The organism is Peristeroidobacter soli, from assembly GCF_004138485.1.
GTDB classification, from domain to species: Bacteria; Pseudomonadota; Gammaproteobacteria; order Steroidobacterales; family Steroidobacteraceae; genus Steroidobacter; species Steroidobacter soli.
Window position 1 is genome coordinate 514024 of record NZ_RYEV01000004.1, and the last position, 20924, is coordinate 534947.

Here is a 20924-nt window from a genome sequence, read left to right on the forward strand (position 1 = left end):
CAAAATGCCCGCTCCTGCAAGCTGGGCCGGTCTCGTGAGTAAAGACGACGACATTCTGCGCCGGGCGCTGCAGCGCCTCCCCGCGCCGGAGCCGCGTCCGGAATTCATCGAGCGCGCCTTCGCCACTGCCACTCGCGAGGCCGCGCCACCGCGCAGCCGGCTCGCTCATTTGATCGGTCGTTGGGAAACCTGGATCGGCGTGAGCGTCGGTGCCGCCGTCGCGGTGCTGATCATGCTGGTCGTGTTGCCGATGATGAAGCGCGAGCCCGGCATCACGCTGGCGTTGAACGAGATGCGGGACATCGATGTGTTGATCGATTCGGAACGCGCGCTCGACGGCGCCATCATTCGCATCGTCGCCACCGGCAGCGTCGTGCTCGACGGCTTCGATGACGAGCGCGAGATCGACTGGCAGACGCATCTGGAACGAGGCAGCAACATGCTGTCGCTCCCGGTCGTGGCTCGATCGACCGGCGCCGGGCAGCTGGTCGCGGTCATCGAGCATGAAGGCCGCACGCGACGCGTGACGGTCAACCTCACGGTACGCGCCCCCGAGGCATCCAGGACATGATGCCCATCACACGGCTGCGCTTGCCAGGTTCGCGCCAGACGACGATCATTCAGCCACGAGTGAAGCACGTAACGATCCTGGCCCTGTGCTTGCTGACGCACGGCGCACTGGCGCAACAGCAATCCGATTCCAAATCTGCGCCCGGGCAGGGACAGGGCGATCTCGACGTGACCATGCAGATCATCGTGGATCCTGATGCCAAGCTGCCTGACGAAGTCGTCCGCCGAATCCCGCTGCCAGAGCGCAAGTCCGCAGAGTCTGCCGCGGCGGCCAACGCCGACAAGAAGGCAGCCAAGGCAGCCGCAACCGAAAGCAAGCAGGCCGCTCGCGAAGCTAAGGAGCTGGCTAAGGAGGCTAGCCAGGCCGCCAAGGAAGAAGCTGCCGAACAACGCGAAGCCGCCCGGCGTGCTCGCGCCGAAGAGCGCGAACGCAAGAAAGAGGATCGACCTCCACGCGGCAATCCCAACGCTCCAGGTCAACAGCCTCGCTGACTCGCTGCGCCTCGCGCCGGCCGTCCTGACATTGCTCTTTGTTTGTTCCGGGGCCGCGTACGCCTACAGCGATGAGGCCGGCCGCCTGTTTCGAGCGGGCAGCAGCGCATTCCAGGCCGGTGACTACACGCAGGCCCTCGCCGCTTTCGAGTCCGCGCTGGCGCAAGGAATGTCCGGCCCCGCCCTGCACTTCAACATTGGCGTCGCCGCCTATCGCGCGGGCAACTACGCACGAGCCGAAGCGGCATTCAAAGAAGTTGCGAACACGCCAGCCATGGCGGCACTGGCTTATTACAACCTCGGCCTCGTCGAGCTGAAGCGCAACGATCCAGGCGCGGCAACTCGCTGGTTCGCACGCGTCGAGGCCGCGACCCAGGATCCGAAGCTGCGGCAACTCGCCGCCGCCCGGCTCGGTGGATTCGAAGCACCACAGCCCTCTCACACCTGGTTCGGGTACGCCGGCTTCGGCATCGGTCACGACGACAACGTCGCGCTCGTCTCCAACTCCGACGTGCTCGGCATCAGCGACCGCGCCGACAACTTCGCCGAAGCGCAATTCGCTCTCAGCATGCCCTTCGGCGAGGGCTGGAGAATCGATGGCGGCGTGAATGCCGTCGACTATCAGGAGCTGGACAGTTTCGACCAGCTCGGCCTGCAGCTGGGCGGCCGTTATCGCTGGCACAGCGGCGAGTGGCTCAACGATGCCGGCACACAGGTCGCGCACACCATGCTCGACGGCTCGAGCTTCGAAAGCCGACGCGCCCTGTTCATACAAACCAGCCGGGAGCTGCGTTCCGATCTGACGATGCGCGGCCGCTATCGATTCAACGACATCGACGGCCACGATGAATTCCGGGGCCTGAGCGGCCGACGCCACGAGCTCAGCGCCTCGCTCGACTGGCTGCAGGCCGCCTGGGATTTTCGTTTTGGTTATCTGCTCGAGATCGGCGACTACGACGACGCGGCCCTGTCCGCCACCCGTCACGAGGTGAGCTTCGATGCCGAGAGCGAATTCGCCACGGACTGGAGCATTCTGTTCGAAGCCTCACGACGCCTCAGCAGCTACGACGACAACACCAGCGGGAATGAACAGCGCACCGAGCTGGCACTGGCGTTAACCCGCACGCTGACTGCTCGCTGGCAAGTGTTCTTGCGCTACGCCTATTCGAACAACGACGCCGACACCGCTGAATTCGACTACACCGGCAACCGCTTGAGTGCCGGTGTCGAAGCGACGCTGTAAACATAGGTTAGCTGCGCGACGCGATGCGTCGTCCGCGTTCATCCCGCACCCAATCAAAATAGCACCTACGCCGGAACGCGCGGTGGGGCTGGCGCGTTCCCAACTCGCACAATTTACAAGTCAGAAGTTCGGGTGCGAACTTGCCCAAATTTCTATTAGTGGGTCCCTACGATCCACACTGTGGGGAATATACCTTCCTGGCGCCACCGTTAGGTGTCTGGCGACTGGCGGGAGTTCTGGCCGAGCAAGGTGTCGAAGTCAAAGTCTTCGATCCGAACTGCTGCGTCGGCCCGCCCGAGCGCGCGCTCGAGAAAGAAATATTGCGCGATACGTGGGATGTGATCGGCCTGTCCACGACCGGCATGACGTTGAAGTTCGATCTGGAGCTCGCGCACCTCGCCCGCCGTCTCGCGCCGCACGCGTTGATGGTCGCCGGCGGCATGGAAGCGACGTTTCGGCCCGACCTCATGTTCGAGCTCGGCCCGTTCGATCGGGTGGTTCTCGGCGAAGGCGAACGTCCGCTCGTTGAGCTGGCAACACGCATCCGCTCGCAGCAGCCACTGGTAGGTATCGTGGGCACGGTGGAACGTCGTGCCGATGGCACGCTGCTGCGCATGCCGCAGGCCGCGATGAATCACGATCAGTTGCGTGCCGCGATCTACTCGACCCCGTACGAGCACATGCCTTATGAAGCGTATTGGGATCGGCTCGAAGCCGCCTATCGCGTCGGCGGCCTGCCGACCAAGGCGGCACGCGAAGCCGCGCTGGCCGAAATCCGTTCGGTACGACTGATCACGCTGAACTACTGCCCCATGGGCTGCACGTTCTGCTCCTCGACCAACTTCCTGCACGAGGCCCAGGGCAGCGTAGCTCCGCTCGCGCGGCTGGATGCGGACGAATGTCTGGCCATGATGAAACGCATCGTCGCGACCCATCCGCGCGTACGGACCATCATCTTTCAGGACGACATCTTCGTCTTCACCAAGGACCGCCGCGTCCTGCCGCTATGCGAAGGCATCATCGCCGCCAAGCAAGCGGGCGAGCTGCCGCAAGAGCTGCAGTTCATCAGCACCAACCGGATCGACGCGATGACGCCGGAACGGCTCAGTGCCATGCGTCGCGCCGGCTTCCGCGTGCTCGGCTTCGGTATCGAGAACTTCTCGCCCAATGTGTTGAACGAATTCAACAAGGGGCAGATTCATCGCCACATCGAGCCGATGCTGAGCGCGACCCTGGAGCTCGGCATCACGCCGTTTCTGGATCTGATTCTCAGCTCGCCGCGGGCCTCGCTCGATGACGTCGCCGAGACGTTGCGCGAAGCCTATCGATGGTTGCGACAAGGATGTGAGATTGGCATGTATCCCTACGTCATCCCGTTCTCGGGTGCCGCGTTCGCGCGCGATCCCGAGCTGATTCCCCACACCCAGTATGCCCATCGACACGTCGACGGCACCAGTATCGAATGGGACCAGCCGGCGAAGATCCTGCCCATCGATGCCACCGTCAGGGAAGTCATTCTGGAGATCGAGCGCCGGTTCGAAGCCAAGCTGATGGAGCTGCAAGCGCGCGCCACGCATCTGCCGTCGCGGGTCCGCTCGCTGATCTGGATTCTGGTCGGTGTCCCGGTACTGGCCGAGCACGGCATCGTCGTCGCTCCCGAGCAGGAGGTGCGTGACGAGCTCGAATCCCGCTTGCCTCAGGCCCGGAGGGCGACGGCGAGACGCGCCGTCGCGATGGCGTGAAGTTCAATACACCCTGGAGCCTGCTCGCCCCGCTCGGGGTATGCGCACTGCTCGCAGGGTGGATCGCACTGTCGGCTGCGAATCTGCAGACGGCGAGTTTCTCGCTGCTGGTCTACGGACTCGCGAATCTGATCGTTTATACCGACGCGCTGGACTTCATTCTGCGCCTGCACGTACGTCGTCGTCACATCGCCACGGCGCCGACCGAAGAGAATCGTCACCTCTCGATCGATCTGTCCGCCGCCTTCCCCACCGGCTCGCGACAGCTGGTACCGACGCGCCCGTACGCAATCATCGCCTCCATTCATAACCTGGAGCCGTTGCTGGATGAGTTCATGGATGCGTTCGCGGCCTATCGCGACAAGGTCTGGTTGATCAGCGATGCCTCGACGGACGCGACCGTGCTGCGGCTGCGGCACGCCGGCTGGCGCTGTTTCGACGAAGGCGTGAATCGAAAAAAGCCCGGCGCGATCCAGCGCCTGCTCGAAAAGTTGCCGCCGCATATCGAAACCGTGATGGTGGTCGATCCGGACATTCGCATCCGTGGCAAGAACGGCGGCAGCCGCATCGACTTCGAACGCTTCATTCGCGACTTTCAGCAGTCTGGCGCCGCGGCCGTCTGTCCGCGCGTGATGATCGAGCCCGATGGCTTCCTCGCCCGCTTCCAGGCGTTCGAATATGCACTGGCGTTTCGGATCGGACGCGAAAGCCTGGCGGACTACAGCATCACCTCCGGTGTGTCCTGCTACCGGCGTGACGCATTGGTACGGGCGCTGTCGGAGCACTCGCAATCGGTCTACGCCGAGGATCTGCAGAACGCGCTGATCCTGCTCAGCCACGGCGAACGCATCTATTACGACGGCCGGCTCGTCGTCAGCACCGAAGGCCCGGGTAACGTGCGGCGCTGGTTCTCACAGCGCGTCGGCTGGTACTACGGGTTGCTCAAGGTGTACATCGAACGCTTCAGTGAGGTCTGGCGCATCGCCCGACGCACGCCGTTTGCCCTGTATCACTTCGTGGTCTACCTGGGCGGGCTGTCGCTGATCGTGCATCCGCTGAAGATCATCAGCGCGATCCTGCTGGTGCTGAGCTTCATCAGCGGTTTCGACAATCTGTTCCTGGCGAATATCTTCCCGCGCAACGCGCTGATCAATCCCAGTTATTTCATGGCGGCGATCGGCAGCTATCTGGCGCTCGGCGTGTTCGCGCTGTTTACCGTCGTGCCGAAACAGGAGCGCGCCTACATCGCGCCCATCGTGCCGCTGTATCTGTTCTACGCCATCACTCACATCGCTCCGATGACCGTCGGCTACGTCAACTGGATCGCAGTGAAACTCTGGGGTCGTCGCGTCTACCGCGATCACTACGAGCCACTGCCGAGCGCCAGCACGACGCTGCCGTTGGAGGAGAAAACCAGTCTCATGCGGAAGGCTTCATGAACGCACGCGGCGCACCGGCTCCCGAACAGTACCTGCCCCATCACTATTGGGAAGACCGCGCCCGGCGATTCGCGGCGGAGGGCTCGGGGCTCGCAGCGGTCTGCTCCTACGGCATGCCGGAGTTCTACAACCGGATGATTCATTGGAGTCAGTACCTGGCGCTACGGCCGTGGCTCGACATCCGGCCTGGCACGCGCGTGCTGGATGTGGGCTGCGGTGTCGGACGCTGGAGCACGCTGCTCGCACGACGACTCGGCATCGTCACGGGCGCGGATCTGAGCCCGACGATGATTGCGGAAGCCCGACGTCGCGCCGAGTTGCAGAGCGTGTCGAGCCGCACTCGATTCATCGTTCAGGATCTGGCGCGGCTCGATGCCGACGGACCGTTCGATTTGATTCTCGGCGTCACGGTACTCCAGCACATTCTGGATCCGCAGTCGCTGCGCTCGGCGGTAAAGCGAATGGCGGATCATCTCGCGCCCGGTGGACGCATGGTGCTGCTGGAGGCCGCGCCTGCAAACACCGCAGAACATTGCGACACGACCGTGTTTCGTGCCCGGCACCGACGCGTCTATCTCGATCTGTTTGCAGAGCAAGGACTGGAGCTGCGCGCGCTCAGCGGCGTCGATCCGGCGCCGTTCAAAACCTGGCTGCTGCCCCATCTGCGAGGACTGCCGCGTCCGCTGGGCATGTCGGCCCTGGCGGCGGTGACGCTCGCATCCACGCCGATCGATGTCCTGTTCGGCCGAATCGCCGTGGAACGCTCATGGCATGCGGTGTTTGTCTTGCAGCGTAACGGAGACGTCCATGCCGCTTAGCCGCCGCTCCACCGTTTCCATTGTCGTATTCGTGCTGCTCGCCGCCTTCGTCGGGCTCGGTTACTGGTACCAGTCCCACAAGGTCAAGCCGGGGCAGGTCGCCAACAACACCTCGATCGACGTGACCACCGGCAACGATCGCGGGCCCGGCTCATTGCGCGAAGCCATCTTCAAAGCGACCGCCGCCACCAACGAGGTGACCATCTCGCTGCAGGTCCCGAAGATCACGCTCGCCACCGCCCTGCCGCCCTTCGTCAACGCCCAGGGCATCCGAATGATCGCGGGTGAGAACGGGACCGAGATCGACGCGAGCGCCCTGCCCGATGGCCCCGTGCTCGACGTCTCCGGAGCGAATGTCGACATCGAAGGCGTACGCATTCTCAACTGCAAGGCGACCGGCATCGTGCTGCGAGCCGAGCGTTTCAAGTTGCAGACGACATCGATCGAGGGCTGCGACGTCGGCATCGATGTCGCGGAGAACGCCGACCAGCTCATGCTCGAGCGCAACCACTTTGCCAAGAACCGCATCGGCGTGCGCTTCGCGGCATCGAACAAGAACGCGATGGTCGTGAAGAACCAGTTCTCCGAGCACCGCGACGCCGGCATCTGGGCGGTTCGCAGCGAGCCCGACAACCGCGGCGGCTCGATCAGCATCCGGGACAATCGCTTCGACAAGGAGCGCATCGGCATTCTCGCCGCCAATGTCTCGGTCATCATGGAGCGCAACGAGTTGCTCGACTCGCGCGAAGCCGCGATGCAGTTGATGGGCACTGGCGCCGTCGCCCGAGGCAATCGCATCAGCCGCGGGCCGGCGATGGGCATCGTCGCCGAGAACGCGCAAGCCGCGGTGATCGAAGACAACGAATTCGACGGCCTCGAAGCCTATGGCGTCATGCTCAAGAGTTCGGCCGACACCGTCATCCGTGGCAATCGCATTCACAACAGCGGTTACGGTCTTGCGTTCGTGCTGGGCAATCAACGCAGTCCCAGCAGCGCCATCGACAACACCATCATCGAGCCGAAGTTCAACGGCATCGATGTGATCGGCGACTCGCCCATCCTGCGCGGCAATCAGGTCATGCGGCCACGCGCGCTGGCATTGAAGGTCGTCGACTATCAGCCCGAAGGCGGCGGTGAGCGCGTGCGCTCCGCGCCGTTCCTCGAAGGCAACAACTTCAGCCTGGGCGCCGCGACAGTCGCGGCGGGCGATGCCAAGCCGTCGCGCGACACCGTGCAGAGATGAACATCGGCGACACACAGATCATTCCCGCGCCGACGTGGACCGATCCACGCATCCATCTATTGGATGACACGTGGTTGCTGACCATCTTCGCCATCCTGCTCGGCACCGTCGTGCCCTGGCTGGTGAGCTCGCTGAACATCAACTTTGTTGCCGCCTGTCTCGGATTGCTCGCGCTCGGCGCCATCCACATTGCATTCACGGTCGTCGGCAAACCTGCGCGCGTCGGCGAGCGCCACCTGGTGCTCACGCTGCTGCATATCGCCGGCATCGTGGTCGTCGGTTTCATCTGGTTGAATGCCGGCGGCTTGCAGAACCCGGCCTTCCTGATGGTGTTTGCGTTGCCGGTCGTCGGCGCCATCTTTCTATCGCGCTGGCAGCCCTACTTGATGGCGATACTCGCCATCCTCGTCGCCGGCGTCGTGGCACTCGCGCAGGCGCCGGAGCTGCGTTGGTATGTGCCGGGCCTCAACGCCATTGGCTCATCGCTCGCCACCCTGCTCGGCCAGCAAGGATCGGCGTCGACCTTTCCCGGCTTCTACGCGCCGTCCGCTTACTACGCCGTGATGTTGCAAGTGTTTGCGATCCTGGTGCTCGCGTGTGCCGTCGCCGCGGAATATCTCGGCACCATTTTCGAACGCCTGCATTCGCACGTGGATGTCGCGCGCGCCGAAGCCGAGCGCGGCCACGAATTCTGGACCACGCTGATCGAAGCGATGCCGTTCCCCGCCCTGCTGGTGGACAGCGACACTTTGCAAGTGGTCTGCGCCAGCGCGCGGGCCGAGCGCTTCCATGATCGAGAGTCGACCGCCGGTCGCACGCTCTTCGAGGTGATTCGCTTCTCCTATCCAGAGATGGTGCAGGAAGCGATCGCAGGCGCCGGCGGCGTGGTGCCGCTCAGCATGATCAAAGTCGCCGACCGCCTGCGCGCCACCGAAGTTCAAGTGCGACATCTGACACAGACGGGCCGGCGATTCGCACTCGTGGTGATCCACGACAAGACCGAAGAATTCACGGCGCACGCGGCGCTCGATGTCAGCGGCCAGGCCATGCTGGTCATCGACTCGCAAGGTCGGTTGCTGTCATTCAACAAGCCGGCGCAGGCGTTGTTCGCGGCGCTCGCGACCGATGCCGATGCCTCGAAGATTCTGTCCTTGGGGGGCATGCCGCCGCGCTGGTGGGAACCGGGGCTCACCGGTCGGCGCAAGATGCACATCGAGATCGGTCCGCGCGTCTATCAAGTCACCTGTTCGGCTTCGCCGCTGCCTGGCGAGGACGAACGCCTGTACATCGTCGCGTTCCTGCCCATGGGACGCGCAGCTCTGGGCGATCGCGGCGATGTCACCGCGGCCGCGCAACTCGCCGACGCTCCAAAGAGTGCCATTTCCAATTCAACGTTGGTGACACCCCCATGAGATCTGGATCCGCCGCGCTGTGTTTGTCATCTCTCGCGCTCGCCGCGTCGGCCAGCGCCGCCGAAATCGATGCGCGCCCGTTCGATAAACTGACCTTGAGCGGCAGCTATTCGACGTTCAAGGACACCGACGACGAAGGCGGTGGCGCCTCCGCCGGCTATCTGCATTACTTCACGCCGGACGTCCTCGCCGGCCTGGGCATCGACCATACCTACGTCGAGGATGCGAAGCTGACCTACGGCTCGGTGCGAGCGGCCTGGGGTCGCGGCGATCCGGCCTCGCGATTCACAGTGGTCGGCGAGTACTACAACGGCGAGGGTGACGACAACGGGCGCAAATTCGACTACGGCGTCGGCGTGCTGGCCATCAGCCAGGCACTCACCAGCAAATTCTCGCTTCAGCTCGAGACCCGCCAGATCGACATCGACACCACCCACGGCAATCTGCCCAAGCTCGGTGTGACTTACGTGTGGTCGCCGCGCGTCGTGACGAACGTTGCCTACGCCAAATCGGTGAGCGGCAATCTGGGCACCGAGCTCACCAGCGCGCGCCTGGACTATTTCGGCAAGCACATCAATTTCCTGATCGGCGGCTCGACGGGTACCGCCAACCCCGCGGTCCTGGTCTTGCAGCCCGGCGTCGTGCTGCCCGCGAGCCAATCGAAGGAAGGCTTCGTCGGCATCGGCAAGACCTTCAAGCGCGGCGACGTGACGTTGCTCGGCGACTACCTCGACGTCTCGGGCAGCGAGAAATACACCGTGACCTTGAGCTTCACGGCCTATCTGGGCGCGCGGGGCCAATGAAACTCTCCTTCCTGAAACGCGGCTCGCAATGGCCCCTCACCTTGCTGGTGCTGGCGGTCATCGTGCTGGCCGGTGGCAGGTTGATTTCACTGAGCGTCAACGAGCGCGCTCAGCAGACGCGTGCCACGGCAGGCACCCTCGTAACGACATATAGCCGCGCGATTGAACGGCAGCTGCAAACGCTCGCCACTCGTGAGCGCGGCGCGGAGCTGGACCAGTTGCTGTCGAAACTGCAACTGAATCGCATCGTCGCTCCGGACTATGACTTCGAGCTCTCGAAGATCGACGCAGCGGGAGGCGCGCCACAGATCTTCGTGAGCAGCCGGATCGGTCGGCTCGACGATCCCATCGTCAGCCGCATTCGCTTGCCGGAAGGCTTTGCGCAGGAGTTGCCGAGCGGCTATGTGCAACTCGCTCTGCGTCCCAAGGCAGGTTGGTATCCAGCACGCGAGCTGGCGGCGGCCATCGCGCTGCTCGCCGTCGTCGCCTGGTTGCTGGCGTTCGCGACTCACGACCTCGTGCACAGCCTGCATCGGGCGCGCGACGCGCTGGGACTGTCGCGCCGCCAGTTGCAAACCACCCAACGCAAGCTTGCGCTCGAGATCGAACAGCGCGAGAACCTGCAGAAGAGCTTCGAGCATTCCCGGTATCACGACGCGTTCACCGGTTTACCGAACCGCCGCTACTTCATGGATCAGCTGGATCGCGCGCTGCGTGAAGTCCGGACGCGTCGCCGGCAACGCCTCGCGGTCATGCTCATCAACATCGATCGTTTCAAGCTGATCAACGATTCGCTCGGCCACACCGCCGGGGACGAAGTCGTCGTGCAGGCCGCCCGGCGCTTTCAAAAGGCGACGGCGCAGTTTGAATGTGTGCTCGCGCGCTGGAGCGGCGATCAGTTCGCGATGCTGGTCTACGACGTTCCCTCGATGGATGCCGCGCTCGACATCGCAGGCCTGCTGCAGAAAACACTGCAAGCTCCTTTCGAGCTGCGCAAACATCAGCTCAACGTTGCCGCTCGCGTGGGTGTCACCTGCATCGATTCGGGTCTGCAGCGTGCGGAAGAAGCGGTGCGTGAAGCTGACATTGCCCTGTCGATGGCGAGACGACACGACACGGCAACGGCCGTCGCGTATCAGCCCGCCATGGGCAGCAGCGCCGCGAGCCTGGTCAGCCTCGAGGCGGATCTGCACGTCGCACTCCAGCGCCGCGAGCTGCACTTGATGTATCAGCCCATCATCGATCTGCGCAATAACTGCGTGGCCGGCGCCGAGTCGTTGCTACGCTGGCGGCATCCGATCGAAGGTCTGCTGACGCCGGACAAGTTTCTGAGCCTGGCCGAGGAAGTCGGCCTGATCGTGCCCATCACCCGCTGGACCATCCAGCAGGTGTGCTCGCTCGCGGCGGAGTGGCGGCACCGCCTGCCGCGCGATCGCGACTTCTATTTGACGGTCAACGTGTCGGCCGCCGCACTTCGCGATCCCGAGTTCACTTCCTACGTCGCGCGCGTGCTCAAGGAAACGGGTGTGCCGCCGGAGTACCTGAAGCTGGAGCTGACCGAAGGCGGACTGATCAGCAACCCGGGCGCGGCCCGCGACATTCTCGACGGGCTGAACGATCTCGGCATCGAAATGATGCTCGATGACTTCGGCACCGGCTACTCGTCGCTGAGCTATCTGCAACTGTTCCCCTTCAGCTATGTGAAGATCGACCGGCCGTTCGTCGACCGCGCCGGCTCGGCGCACGCCAACAGTGCAATCGCCGCCGCGCTGGTGCAGATGACCAGCAGCCTCGGCCTGAAATCGGTCGCCGAGATCGTCGAGACCGGTGATGCCGCCCATGACTTGCGGCGGATGGGATGCGACTACGCGCAGGGATATTTCTATTGCGAGCCGCTCGAGGCGGAAGAAGCGTTCCAGGTCATGAAGAACGCCGACCGCTCGCTGCCCACGGCAAAGGCCGCGGCCAGCGCCGACGAGTCCGATGACAACTCACCGACGATCTCCGAAGCGGTCGTGCTCTCGGATGAAACGTTGATGCTGCCCGCCGACGAAGTGGCCGAACAGCTTCGGGAAAAGGCTGCGCAAGACCACTAGAGCCGGCGCGCGGTCTAGAACCGCCGTGCGATTTTCATCGTCTCCAGCCCCGCTGAATTAGGTACCTGGGACCGGAATCGAACCGGTACGGAATAGCCAGGAACCGGCGCTGGATTGGGCCACGGCAGGCAGCCTATCATCGGCCCTTTCCCGCTCCGAGTCCTCAATGGCCCCCGAACACGATTCCAACATGCTGGTCAGCGCCGTCGCCTTGCTGGGCGCCGCCGTCATCGCCGTGCCCCTCTTCAAGCGGCTCGGCCTCGGCTCGGTGCTGGGCTATCTCGCGGCCGGCCTGTTGATCGGTCCCTTCGGCCTGGGTCTGTTCTCCGATCCGCACGCCATCCTGCAATTCGCCGAGCTCGGCGTGGTGATGTTCCTGTTCATCATCGGCCTGGAGATGCGTCCGTCGCATCTGTGGCACCTGCGACGACAGATTTTCGGCCTGGGAACGCTGCAGATCGCGGCCTGCACACTCGGCCTCACCGGCGTCGGCATGGCTTTCGGATTCTCGCCGGTGGTGGCTTTCATCGGCGGCGCCGGCTTCGTGCTCACCTCCACCGCCATCGTCATGCAGCTGCTCGCCGAGCGCGGCGACATCGCTCTGCCTCATGGGCAGAAGATGGTCTCGGTGCTGCTGTTCGAGGATCTGTTGATCGTGCCGTTGCTGGCGCTCGTCAGCTTCCTGTCGCCGACGGTCGCGACCGAAACGAGCACGCCGCATTGGATTTCCATATTGATGGGCGTCGCATCGCTCGCAGGCTTGATCGCCGCCGGCGTATGGTTGCTCAATCCTCTCTTCAGCATTCTGGCGCTGGCTCGCACGCGTGAAGTCATGTCGGCCGCGGCGCTGCTCGTGGTGCTGGGCTCGGCGCTGTTGATGGAAATGGGCGGGCTGTCGATGGCGATGGGCGCGTTCCTCGCCGGCGTGCTGTTGTCCGAGTCGACGTTCCGTCATCAGCTCGAAGCGGATGTCGAGCCCTTCCGCGGCTTGTTGCTGGGCCTGTTCTTCCTGGCCGTCGGCATGAGCCTCGATCTCAAAGTGGTCTCCGAGAACTGGGCACTGATCGCCGCCGCCGTGCCGGCCATGATGGCGATGAAAGCGCTGTGTATCTATCTCGTGGCGCGAGCGACGCGCAGCTCACATCACGAAGCGCTGGATCGCGCCGTGCTGATGGCCCAAGGTGGCGAATTCGCGTTCGTCCTGTACGGTGCCGCCGCCGCGACCGGCCTCATCGATGAAACCGTCAACGCCAACATGACCGCGATCGTCGTGCTCTCGATGGTGTTGACGCCGCTGGTCGTGATCGTGATCCGACGCTTCATCAAACCCGCCAGCCAGTCCATGGATGGCATTCCCATCGCGGAGGGGCTCGAAGGCAGCGTGCTCATGATCGGCTTCGGACGTTTCGGCCAGGTCGTCAGTCAGGCGTTGCTCGCCCGCGGGGTCGATGTGAGCATCATCGATGCCGATGTCGAAATGATCCGTGCCGCTCAACAGTTCGGCTTCACCGTGTACTACGGCGATGGCACGCGACTGGACGTCTTGCGAGCATCGGGCGCCGGCAAGGCACGCCAGATCGCCGTCTGCGTCGAGAGTCGAGCGACCGCCGATCGTATCGTCGAGCTGGTGCGCTCCGAGTTTCCGCAAGCGCAGCTGCTGGTGCGTGCCTACGATCGTGAGCATGCGCGGTTGCTGGTCGGCGCGGGGGTCGACTATCAGATCAGAGAAACATTCGAGTCGGCGCTGCAAGCCGGTGGCGCCGCGCTACGCCTGCTCGAGGTGAGCGAATCGGAGATCGCCGACATTCTCACCGGCATCCGCGAGCGCGACGCGGAGCGCTTCGCCCTCGAAATCGCCGGCGGCGGCTATGAAGCCGGCATCGGCATGCTGTTACGGAACACGCCACAGGCGCCCTCGCGCCCGACGCCGTTCAGCAAGCCGCGCACGGCAGGCAAGGCACTCAACGAATTGCCCGCCGAGGGCATGACAGCTCGGTGACAGTATTCAGGATCATCGTCCCCGCCTAGCGTCGCCTTTCTCGTTTGCAGAACGCTAGCCAAAAAAACTGGGGAGAATTGATGACCATTGCACGAGCACGTTTGAGCCGGGCCGCCGGCGTCGTGGCCGCCTTCGCGACAGTTTCGGTCCCGGCACTGGCCCAGAACAGCGATACCACTTCCAATAGCAACGCCTCGACCAGCCCCATGCTGGAAGAGATCGTCGTCACCGCGGATCGACGCAATAGCTTCAGCGCCGATTTGGTGCAGGCGGGTAGCTTCCGTGGTGCGCGCCAACTCGACACACCGCTGACCATCAGCGTCATTCCATTGGAGATGATCCAGGCGCAACAAGCCCAGGGCTTGCTCGACGCCTTGCGTAATACTGCGGGCGTGACCAGCTCGCAGACTTCGCCGACGGTTTACAGCAACCTCGCGATCCGCGGCATCAACGTCGAGAATCGCGGCAACTTCCGCCTGAACGGCAGTTTGCCCATCATCAACCTGATCGACCTGCCGCTCGAGGACAAGGATCGCGTCGAAGCGCTCAAGGGCGCCTCCGCGTTGTATTACGGCTTCACCACGCCCGCCGGCATCATCAACATGACGATGAAGCGTCCGACTCAGGATCCGTACGTCGCCCTGAACGTCGCCGGCAATGAATATGGCGCGCTCACCGGTCACATCGACGTAGGCGGCACGCAGGGAATCGTCGGGGCGCGCGTCAACGCCGTTTATGGCACGGTCGATTCCGGCATCGACAACACTCGCGGGCACCGCGCGCTGCTGGCCGCCGCGATCGACGTCAAGCCGACCGATTCGCTGACGTTGAGCCTGGACTCCGAGTACATCTACAAGACCGTCAACGAGCCCGGCGTGTACCGCTTCACCACGCCGCCGAGGCCGACGATCGCCGACATGTACCCGCAGGTGGCACTGCCGCCGCTGATCGACCCCACCACCAACTTCGGGCCGGATTGGGCGAAGAACGAAGCCGAGGAGTACAACGTACTCGGCACGATCAATTGGCGCATCTCCGATGCGTGGGCATTGACCGTGAGCGGCGGCACCTCGCGACTGGTGCGCGACCGGCGCTTCAACACCCTGAATCCAGTCAACCTCACGACTGGCGAGGGCACGCTGGCCATCAGTCTGCAGCCGGATCTCACCTTCAAGAACGTGAACACTCGCGCCGAGCTGGCGGGCACATTCAACACCTGGTTCCTGACGCACGAAGTGCTGATCGGCGCGTCGCAGAACGTGCGCGACGCCAAGAACTCCACGTCCACGGCGGCCACCTGCCCGGGCGCGACGCCGACAGCGCCGCGCGTCACGTGCACGCAGAACTTCTTCGACCCGCGTGACATTCCCGAGACGGCGATGCCGTTGCGCAATGGCGATGAAACTCGGATCGAGGACCTCGGCTATTACTTTTTCGACCGCATCAAGGTGACCGAGTGGCTGCAGTTGCTGGGCGGCGTGCGCATGTCCGATTACACCGAATCGAGCCGCACCACTCACACGACGACGTTCGATGCGACGCCGACCTCGATCTCGTACGGTGCGGTGGTCAAGCCGCTGTCGTGGATCAGCGTCTACGGCACCTACATCGAAGGCCTGGAGTCCACGCCGGGCGCTCCGTCGACCGCGTTGAATCAGGGCGTTCAGTTGCCTGCGACGGAGAGTGAGCAGCGCGAAGCCGGTATCAAGATCGAGCCGACGCGCGGTCTGCTGTTCCAGGCGGCGTACTTCGAAATCGAGCGTGCTTCGACGTATGTGAACGGCGCAAACCTGTATGTTCAGGACGGCCGTGCCAGCTACGAAGGTTACGAGCTGAGCCTGAGCGGGGAGGTCACGCCCGAGCTGTCTTTGTACGCCAGCGCGCTGTTCCTCGATGCCGAGCAGGAGTCCGGTGCACCCACCGTGATCACGACCAACCCGGTGACGGGTGTCGTCACCGTCTCCCCGACCGCGGTGGGCAAGCTCATCGAGAACTCCGCGCGCGACACGTGGTCGATCGCGGGTGAGTATCGGCTCGACGCTCTGCTTCCGGGCTTCAGCGTCACCGCGGGTGCGTATCACACCGGTCGACGTGCAGTGAACGCCTTGAACCAGGCGTTCGCACCTGGCTACACGCTGTACGACGCGGGCTTCGCGTACGACACCGAGATCAACGGCGCGGAGATGACCTTCCAGGTCAACGCGCAGAACCTGACGAACGAGCGCTATTTCTCCTCGACCGGTGGGTTCCTGCTCGCGCAGGGCGGTCCGCGAATGATCAAGTTCCTGATCTCGACCAAGTTCTGACCAGCACGGTCAGTCCCCCGGTGGGCGGCCCGAGCCGTGTTGCACGGCTCGGTGTCCGCCCGCCCCCTTTGCCCTCAGATCCAGTAACCGAACAGCTTCACGCCGAACTCTTTCATCCGCTGCCACAGCGATCGTTTCTGCCATCGCTCCAGCGTCACCGGCCGGGAGCCGCGCTCGTCGCGTTTGAAAACCTCGTCCATGCGCTGCCCGAAGTCACGATCGATGACGATGGCATTGACCTCGTCGTTGTGCAGGAAGCTGCGCATGTCGAGATTGGCGGAGCCGACGATGGACACGGTGCCGTCGATGACGACCGTCTTGGCGTGCAGCAACGCGTCCTTCAGCTCATAGATCTTCACGCCCGCCTGCAGCAGCGGCGTGAAGGTCGACTGGGTCGCGTTGAGGACGAGGCGCGAGTCGGTGAAGGCCGGCACGATGAGCCGCACATCGACACCCCGATGCGACGCCTCCTCCAGCGCCTCCAGCAATTCCGGATTGGGCGCGAAATACGCGTGCGTGATCCAGAGGCGCCTGGTCGAATGCGTGAATGCCGCGAGATAGGTTCCGTACAACGAGCGATCGTCCGACTCGCTGTCGTTACCGACGATCGTGATCAACGTGTCGCCCGCCGGCCGCGCCGGCGGCAAATATTCATCGCCGTCCTTCGCTTGTAACGGCTCGCCCGCCTCGGCCCACGACTGCAGGAACAACGTCTGCAACTGCTTCACCACGGGGCCTTGAATGCGCATGTGCGTGTCGCGCCAGCCGTCTTCGATCCCGCGTTTCGGCCCCGGACGACTCGATGACGGACTGGAATATGTGCTGTCGATGTTGATGCCGCCGGCGAAACCGACCTTGCCGTCGACCACGATGATCTTGCGATGATCGCGATTGTTGATGCTCCAGATGCGCGGGTTCTTCACCGGATTCATCGGCCGGAACTCACGCACTTCGACGCCCCGCTTGCGCAACTGCTCGAAGAAATCGGTCGGCGTGTCCATGCTGCCGATGCTGTCGTAGAGCACTCGGACTTCCACGCCTTCGCTGCGCTTCTGCGCCAGCAGATCGCCGAAGCGCCGGCCGATCTCGTCGGCGCCGAAGATGAACGTTTCGAGATGGATGTGATGCCTGGCCGCTTTCAGCTCCGCTTCGATCGCGGCGTAGGTCTGCGGACCATCGATGAGCGCATCGACACGATTGCCGCTGGTCAACGGCATGGATGAGCTCTGTCGTACCGCGGTCACCAGCTCGCGAACCGCCGCGTCGCTCTTATATTCCTCCAGCGCCGATCTCAACAACGGATCGCTCTCGTCCTCGGACAGCACGCGCTGCCTGGCGACGATGGGCGGCATCTGTTCAGATTTTTCGACGTGAGGATTCGGCGCGCACGCCGAGCTCAGCACCAACAAAGTCACCAGCGATGCTTTGAACGCAGCTCGCATCGACGCCGTGCCCCGCTCTCACGCACGTTCCGACAACACGCCCCAGAAACGAAATTCCCTACAGCAAAGTTCCTTGACGGCGGTGGCTTGTACGCATTGTTGCCTCATGCCCTGCTTGCCTAGTTTTCGCCTCCAGGCAAGGACGTGGCAGCGCTCGGACGCCATCGTCAGTGGAGGACATCATGGGGATTCGACGAACGCTCGCAGCCGTTGCTGGTCTGTTGCTGGCGGCAGTCACTCACGCAGCGACGCTACCTGCCGGCTTCTCTGAAACACGCATCGCCAGCGGCATCACTGGTCCAACCGCCATGGCTGTCGCCCCGGACGGACGGATCTTCGTCGCTCAACAGACCGGCGCTTTGCGAGTCATCCGTGACGGCGTACTCCTCAGTCAGCCATTCGTCACGTTGAGCACGAACACGCTGGGCGAGCGCGGCTTGCTCGGTGTGGCACTCGATCCCAACTTCGCCACCACTCCCTATGTTTATCTGTACTACACGAGCCCGACCGCGCCACCGCGCGTCAACCGTGTCGTCCGCTTCACCGCCAGTGCCAGCAACCCGGATGTAGCCGCCGCGGGCAGCGAACTGCAACTGATCGAGCTCTCGCCGCTCAGCACGGCCTACATTCACAACGGCGGCGCGCTGGCATTCGGCACCGATGGCAAGTTGTACATCGCCACCGGCGACAACTCCGATTCAGCCAACGCTCAGAGCCTCAACGTCACGCATGGCAAGCTGCTGCGAATCAATCCGGACGGCTCGATTCCGGAGGACAATCCGTTCCTCGGCCAGACGACAGGGGTGAATCAAGCCATCTGGGCGCGCGGCCTGCGCAACCCTTACACCTTCGCCATCGACCGCACGACGGGCCGCATTCACGTGAACGACGTCGGTCAGGATGCGTGGGAGGAAGTAAATCATGTCGTTGCGGGTGCGAACTTCGGCTGGCCGCAAACCGAAGGATTCACTCCGGGCGGTGCCGCCGGCGTGCGTTATCCGGCCTACGTCTACGCCAATGCCGGCACGAATTGCGCGATCGTCGGCGCGGCGTTCTACCGCCCCACCGTTTCGCAATTTCCCACCGCCTATGCCGGCCGTTATTTCTTTGGCGACTACTGCAGCGGATTCATCCGCACGCTCAGTCCGCCGGCCTACAGCGCCGCGACCGGATTCGCGACCGGCATCGCCGGACTGGTCGACATCGAAACCGGCCCCGACGGCTCGCTCTACTACCTGGGCCGCGGCAACGGCGGCGAGTTGTATCGAGTGCAGTACACGGCCAATTCAGCGCCATCGATTTCCGAACAGCCGGTGAGTGTGTCGGTGTCGGCGGGACAGCCCGCGACGTTCACTGTTTCCGCATCCGGCGTGCAGCCGTTGGCCTATCAGTGGCTTCGCAATGGCGCGCCCATCTCGGGCGCGACTCAATCCTCGTACACGATCCCATCGACGACGGCTGCCGACAACGGCGCGCTGCTTTCCGTGACAGTCACGAATCCCTACGGTTCGATCACCAGCAACGCGGCGACACTGACTGTGCTGTCGAATGGCGTCCCCAACGCAACCATCGTCTCGCCCGTGTCGGGCACGATGTATCGCGGCGGCCAGACCGTCACGTTCTCGGGCTCGGCCACCGATCCAGAAGATGGCACTCTGCCCGCCTCCGCGTTCACCTGGCGCGTGGATTTCCACCACGACGATCACACTCACCCGCACCTGCCGGAAACCAGCGGCATCACCAACGGATCGTTCACGATTGCCGATCGCGGAGAAACCTCGGCGAACGTTTTCTACCGCCTGATCCTGACCGTGCGCGATGCGCAAGGCCTGACCAACACGACGTTCGTGGACATCCAGCCGCGCACGTCGGTGGTCACGCTCACCAGCAACATTCCCAATGCCCAACTGACGCTCGACGGCGTGCCCGTGACAGCACCGCACACCTTCACCGGCGTGGAAGGCATCGTTCGCACCATCGGTGCGGTCAGCCCGCAGGTCTCGGGCGGTGTGACTTACCAGTTCGGCTCGTGGTCCGACGGCGGCGCCCAATCTCACGACCTGGTGACGCCGACTGACGATACGACGTACACGGCGACGCTTCAGAGCGGCGGCCAGTCCGCGTTGTTCCAGGACGACTTCGAGTCGGCCCGCGGTTGGGTGCGCACACCTGGTGCGAACACCGCGACCAGTGGTCTGTGGCAACGGGGCGATCCGCAACCGACCACTCAGAACGGCGTCACCCTGCAGCCGGATAATTGCGCCGGCGGCGTGGCCTGCATGATCACCGGCCTGACCGCGAGTGTGAATGCTGGCGTCAACGATATCGATAACGGTCTAACGTCGATGCAATCGCCATCGATCACGCTGCCGTCGGGACGGACGGTGACGCTGACCTTCAGATATTTCCTCGCGCACATCGATACCGCGACCAGCGCCGACTATTTCCGAGTGCGCGCGGTTGGATCCGACGGTGTGCCGGTGACGCTGTTCCAGAAGGCGGCGACATCGAGCAACGTCGGTGCGGTGTGGCGCTCGCAGTCGGTGAATCTGTCGCGATTCGCCGGCCAGACGATCACGTTGCGATTCGAGGCCGCGGACAGTACGAGCAACGGCGGAACAGTCATCGAAGCGGGCTTCGACGACGTGGCGGTGCGCGCGAACTGAACGTCAGACGCCGAGCTTCTCGGCCTGAACGTTCACCATGTGCAGCTCGGGCACCGAGCCCAGCATCGACATGGAATGCTTCGCCAGCTCGCGCGGCACGTGGCCCATGAGATGGATGAATCGCGCGCCGTTGTCGGGGAAAACGTCGAAGATGCCGTACTCGCCCTCTTCGGTGCGGATGGCGAACCATGCGGTCGTGTTGGGCTCTTCCATCACCATGGGCCGGGCCTCCCGCAGGAACTGCTCCACCTCGATCTCGTGACCGGCCTTGGCCTTGAACGTGAGCAACAGACCTTTGGTGTCCGCCGGCGTTGGATTCACCGGCAGCTTGTCCGCCAGTACTTCGATCCTCTGCATCCGCGGCTCACTGTCGAACAAGTCGCTACTGCGCTGCAAGGCCATGGCGACCGGCCCCTGCAGATGCTCATCGCGACCCGCGTCATCCATAAAGGTATCGAAGATGCCGTACTCGCCCTTCCCGAAACGCACCGCGAACCAGGTGCGCGTGCCGATCTCCTCTTCCACGAGCGGCAACGCCGACTTCAAAAACTGCTCGACTTCGCGTTCCTTGCCGGCGCGAGCCTCCAATCGAACCAGGAGTCCGGTGGCCATGGGGCACCTCCAGCGCAGCTTACCGACCCAGCCTGCCGGAA

Annotated in this window: 15 protein-coding genes; 13 read left to right on the top strand and 2 right to left on the bottom strand. The window is 63.6% G+C overall.

The genetic code is table 11. The features are described 5' to 3' along the window. Window positions 1–4: 4 nt before the first annotated feature. The 12 genes from EKO19_RS17975 (at window position 5) to EKO19_RS18025 (ending at window position 16163) form a co-directional block, all read left to right on the top strand. Window positions 5–571, top strand: coding sequence for a hypothetical protein (locus EKO19_RS17975; RefSeq protein ID WP_129777834.1), 567 nt, complete (start codon window positions 5–7; stop codon window positions 569–571). Further along, window positions 568–1062 carry a hypothetical protein gene (locus EKO19_RS38335; RefSeq protein WP_175597098.1) on the top strand — a complete coding sequence of 165 codons (495 nt, stop codon included), beginning with the start codon at window positions 568–570 and terminating at the stop codon, window positions 1060–1062. The genes EKO19_RS17975 and EKO19_RS38335 overlap by 4 nt, the downstream gene beginning before the upstream one ends. Before the next feature lie 31 nt (window positions 1063–1093). Further along, window positions 1094–2305, top strand: a complete 1212-nt coding sequence (locus tag EKO19_RS17980; RefSeq protein WP_157995317.1) for a tetratricopeptide repeat protein — start codon at window positions 1094–1096, stop codon at window positions 2303–2305. Window positions 2306–2445: 140 nt separating this feature from the next. Next, window positions 2446–4047 carry a B12-binding domain-containing radical SAM protein gene (locus EKO19_RS17985; RefSeq protein WP_129777836.1) on the top strand — a complete coding sequence of 534 codons (1602 nt, stop codon included), beginning with the start codon at window positions 2446–2448 and terminating at the stop codon, window positions 4045–4047. Beyond that, window positions 4044–5486, top strand: a complete 1443-nt coding sequence (locus tag EKO19_RS17990; RefSeq protein ID WP_129777837.1) for a glycosyltransferase family 2 protein — start codon at window positions 4044–4046, stop codon at window positions 5484–5486. Before EKO19_RS17985 ends, EKO19_RS17990 begins: the two co-directional genes overlap by 4 nt. Beyond that, window positions 5483–6304 (top strand): SAM-dependent methyltransferase, encoded by an 822-nt coding sequence (locus EKO19_RS17995; protein WP_129777838.1) that lies wholly within the window; start codon window positions 5483–5485, stop codon window positions 6302–6304. The genes EKO19_RS17990 and EKO19_RS17995 overlap by 4 nt, the downstream gene beginning before the upstream one ends. Beyond that, window positions 6294–7547 carry a right-handed parallel beta-helix repeat-containing protein gene (locus EKO19_RS18000; protein ID WP_175597099.1) on the top strand — a complete coding sequence of 418 codons (1254 nt, stop codon included), beginning with the start codon at window positions 6294–6296 and terminating at the stop codon, window positions 7545–7547. Before EKO19_RS17995 ends, EKO19_RS18000 begins: the two co-directional genes overlap by 11 nt. Then, on the top strand, window positions 7544–8959 hold the full coding sequence (locus tag EKO19_RS18005; RefSeq protein WP_129777840.1) for a nitrogen regulation protein NR(II): 1416 nt from the start codon (window positions 7544–7546) through the stop codon (window positions 8957–8959). The genes EKO19_RS18000 and EKO19_RS18005 overlap by 4 nt, the downstream gene beginning before the upstream one ends. Further along, window positions 8956–9762: a hypothetical protein gene (locus EKO19_RS18010; RefSeq protein WP_129777841.1), complete on the top strand. Its 807-nt coding sequence runs from the start codon at window positions 8956–8958 to the stop codon at window positions 9760–9762. The genes EKO19_RS18005 and EKO19_RS18010 overlap by 4 nt, the downstream gene beginning before the upstream one ends. Next, entirely contained in the window at window positions 9759–11858 is a 2100-nt protein-coding gene (locus EKO19_RS18015; RefSeq protein ID WP_129777842.1) for a putative bifunctional diguanylate cyclase/phosphodiesterase, read from the top strand. The genes EKO19_RS18010 and EKO19_RS18015 overlap by 4 nt, the downstream gene beginning before the upstream one ends. Window positions 11859–12024: 166 nt before the next feature. Then, on the top strand, window positions 12025–13857 hold the full coding sequence (locus EKO19_RS18020) for a monovalent cation:proton antiporter-2 (CPA2) family protein (RefSeq protein WP_129777843.1): 1833 nt from the start codon (window positions 12025–12027) through the stop codon (window positions 13855–13857). Window positions 13858–13937: 80 nt separating this feature from the next. After that, complete coding sequence (locus EKO19_RS18025) at window positions 13938–16163, top strand: TonB-dependent siderophore receptor (protein ID WP_129777844.1); 2226 nt, start codon at window positions 13938–13940, stop codon at window positions 16161–16163. 74 nt (window positions 16164–16237) lie between these two features. Here the strand turns inward: EKO19_RS18025 and cls are convergent, their stop codons facing one another. Beyond that, entirely contained in the window at window positions 16238–17605 is a 1368-nt protein-coding gene (cls, locus tag EKO19_RS18030) for a cardiolipin synthase (RefSeq protein WP_129777845.1), read from the bottom strand. 182 nt (window positions 17606–17787) lie between these two features. On the opposite strand from cls, the gene EKO19_RS18035 reads away from it, so the two are divergent. Beyond that, entirely contained in the window at window positions 17788–20271 is a 2484-nt protein-coding gene (locus EKO19_RS18035) for a PQQ-dependent sugar dehydrogenase (protein WP_129777846.1), read from the top strand. Window positions 20272–20274: 3 nt separating this feature from the next. Here the strand turns inward: EKO19_RS18035 and EKO19_RS18040 are convergent, their stop codons facing one another. Further along, window positions 20275–20883 (bottom strand): putative quinol monooxygenase, encoded by a 609-nt coding sequence (locus tag EKO19_RS18040; protein WP_129777847.1) that lies wholly within the window; start codon window positions 20881–20883, stop codon window positions 20275–20277. Window positions 20884–20924 lie beyond the last annotated feature (41 nt).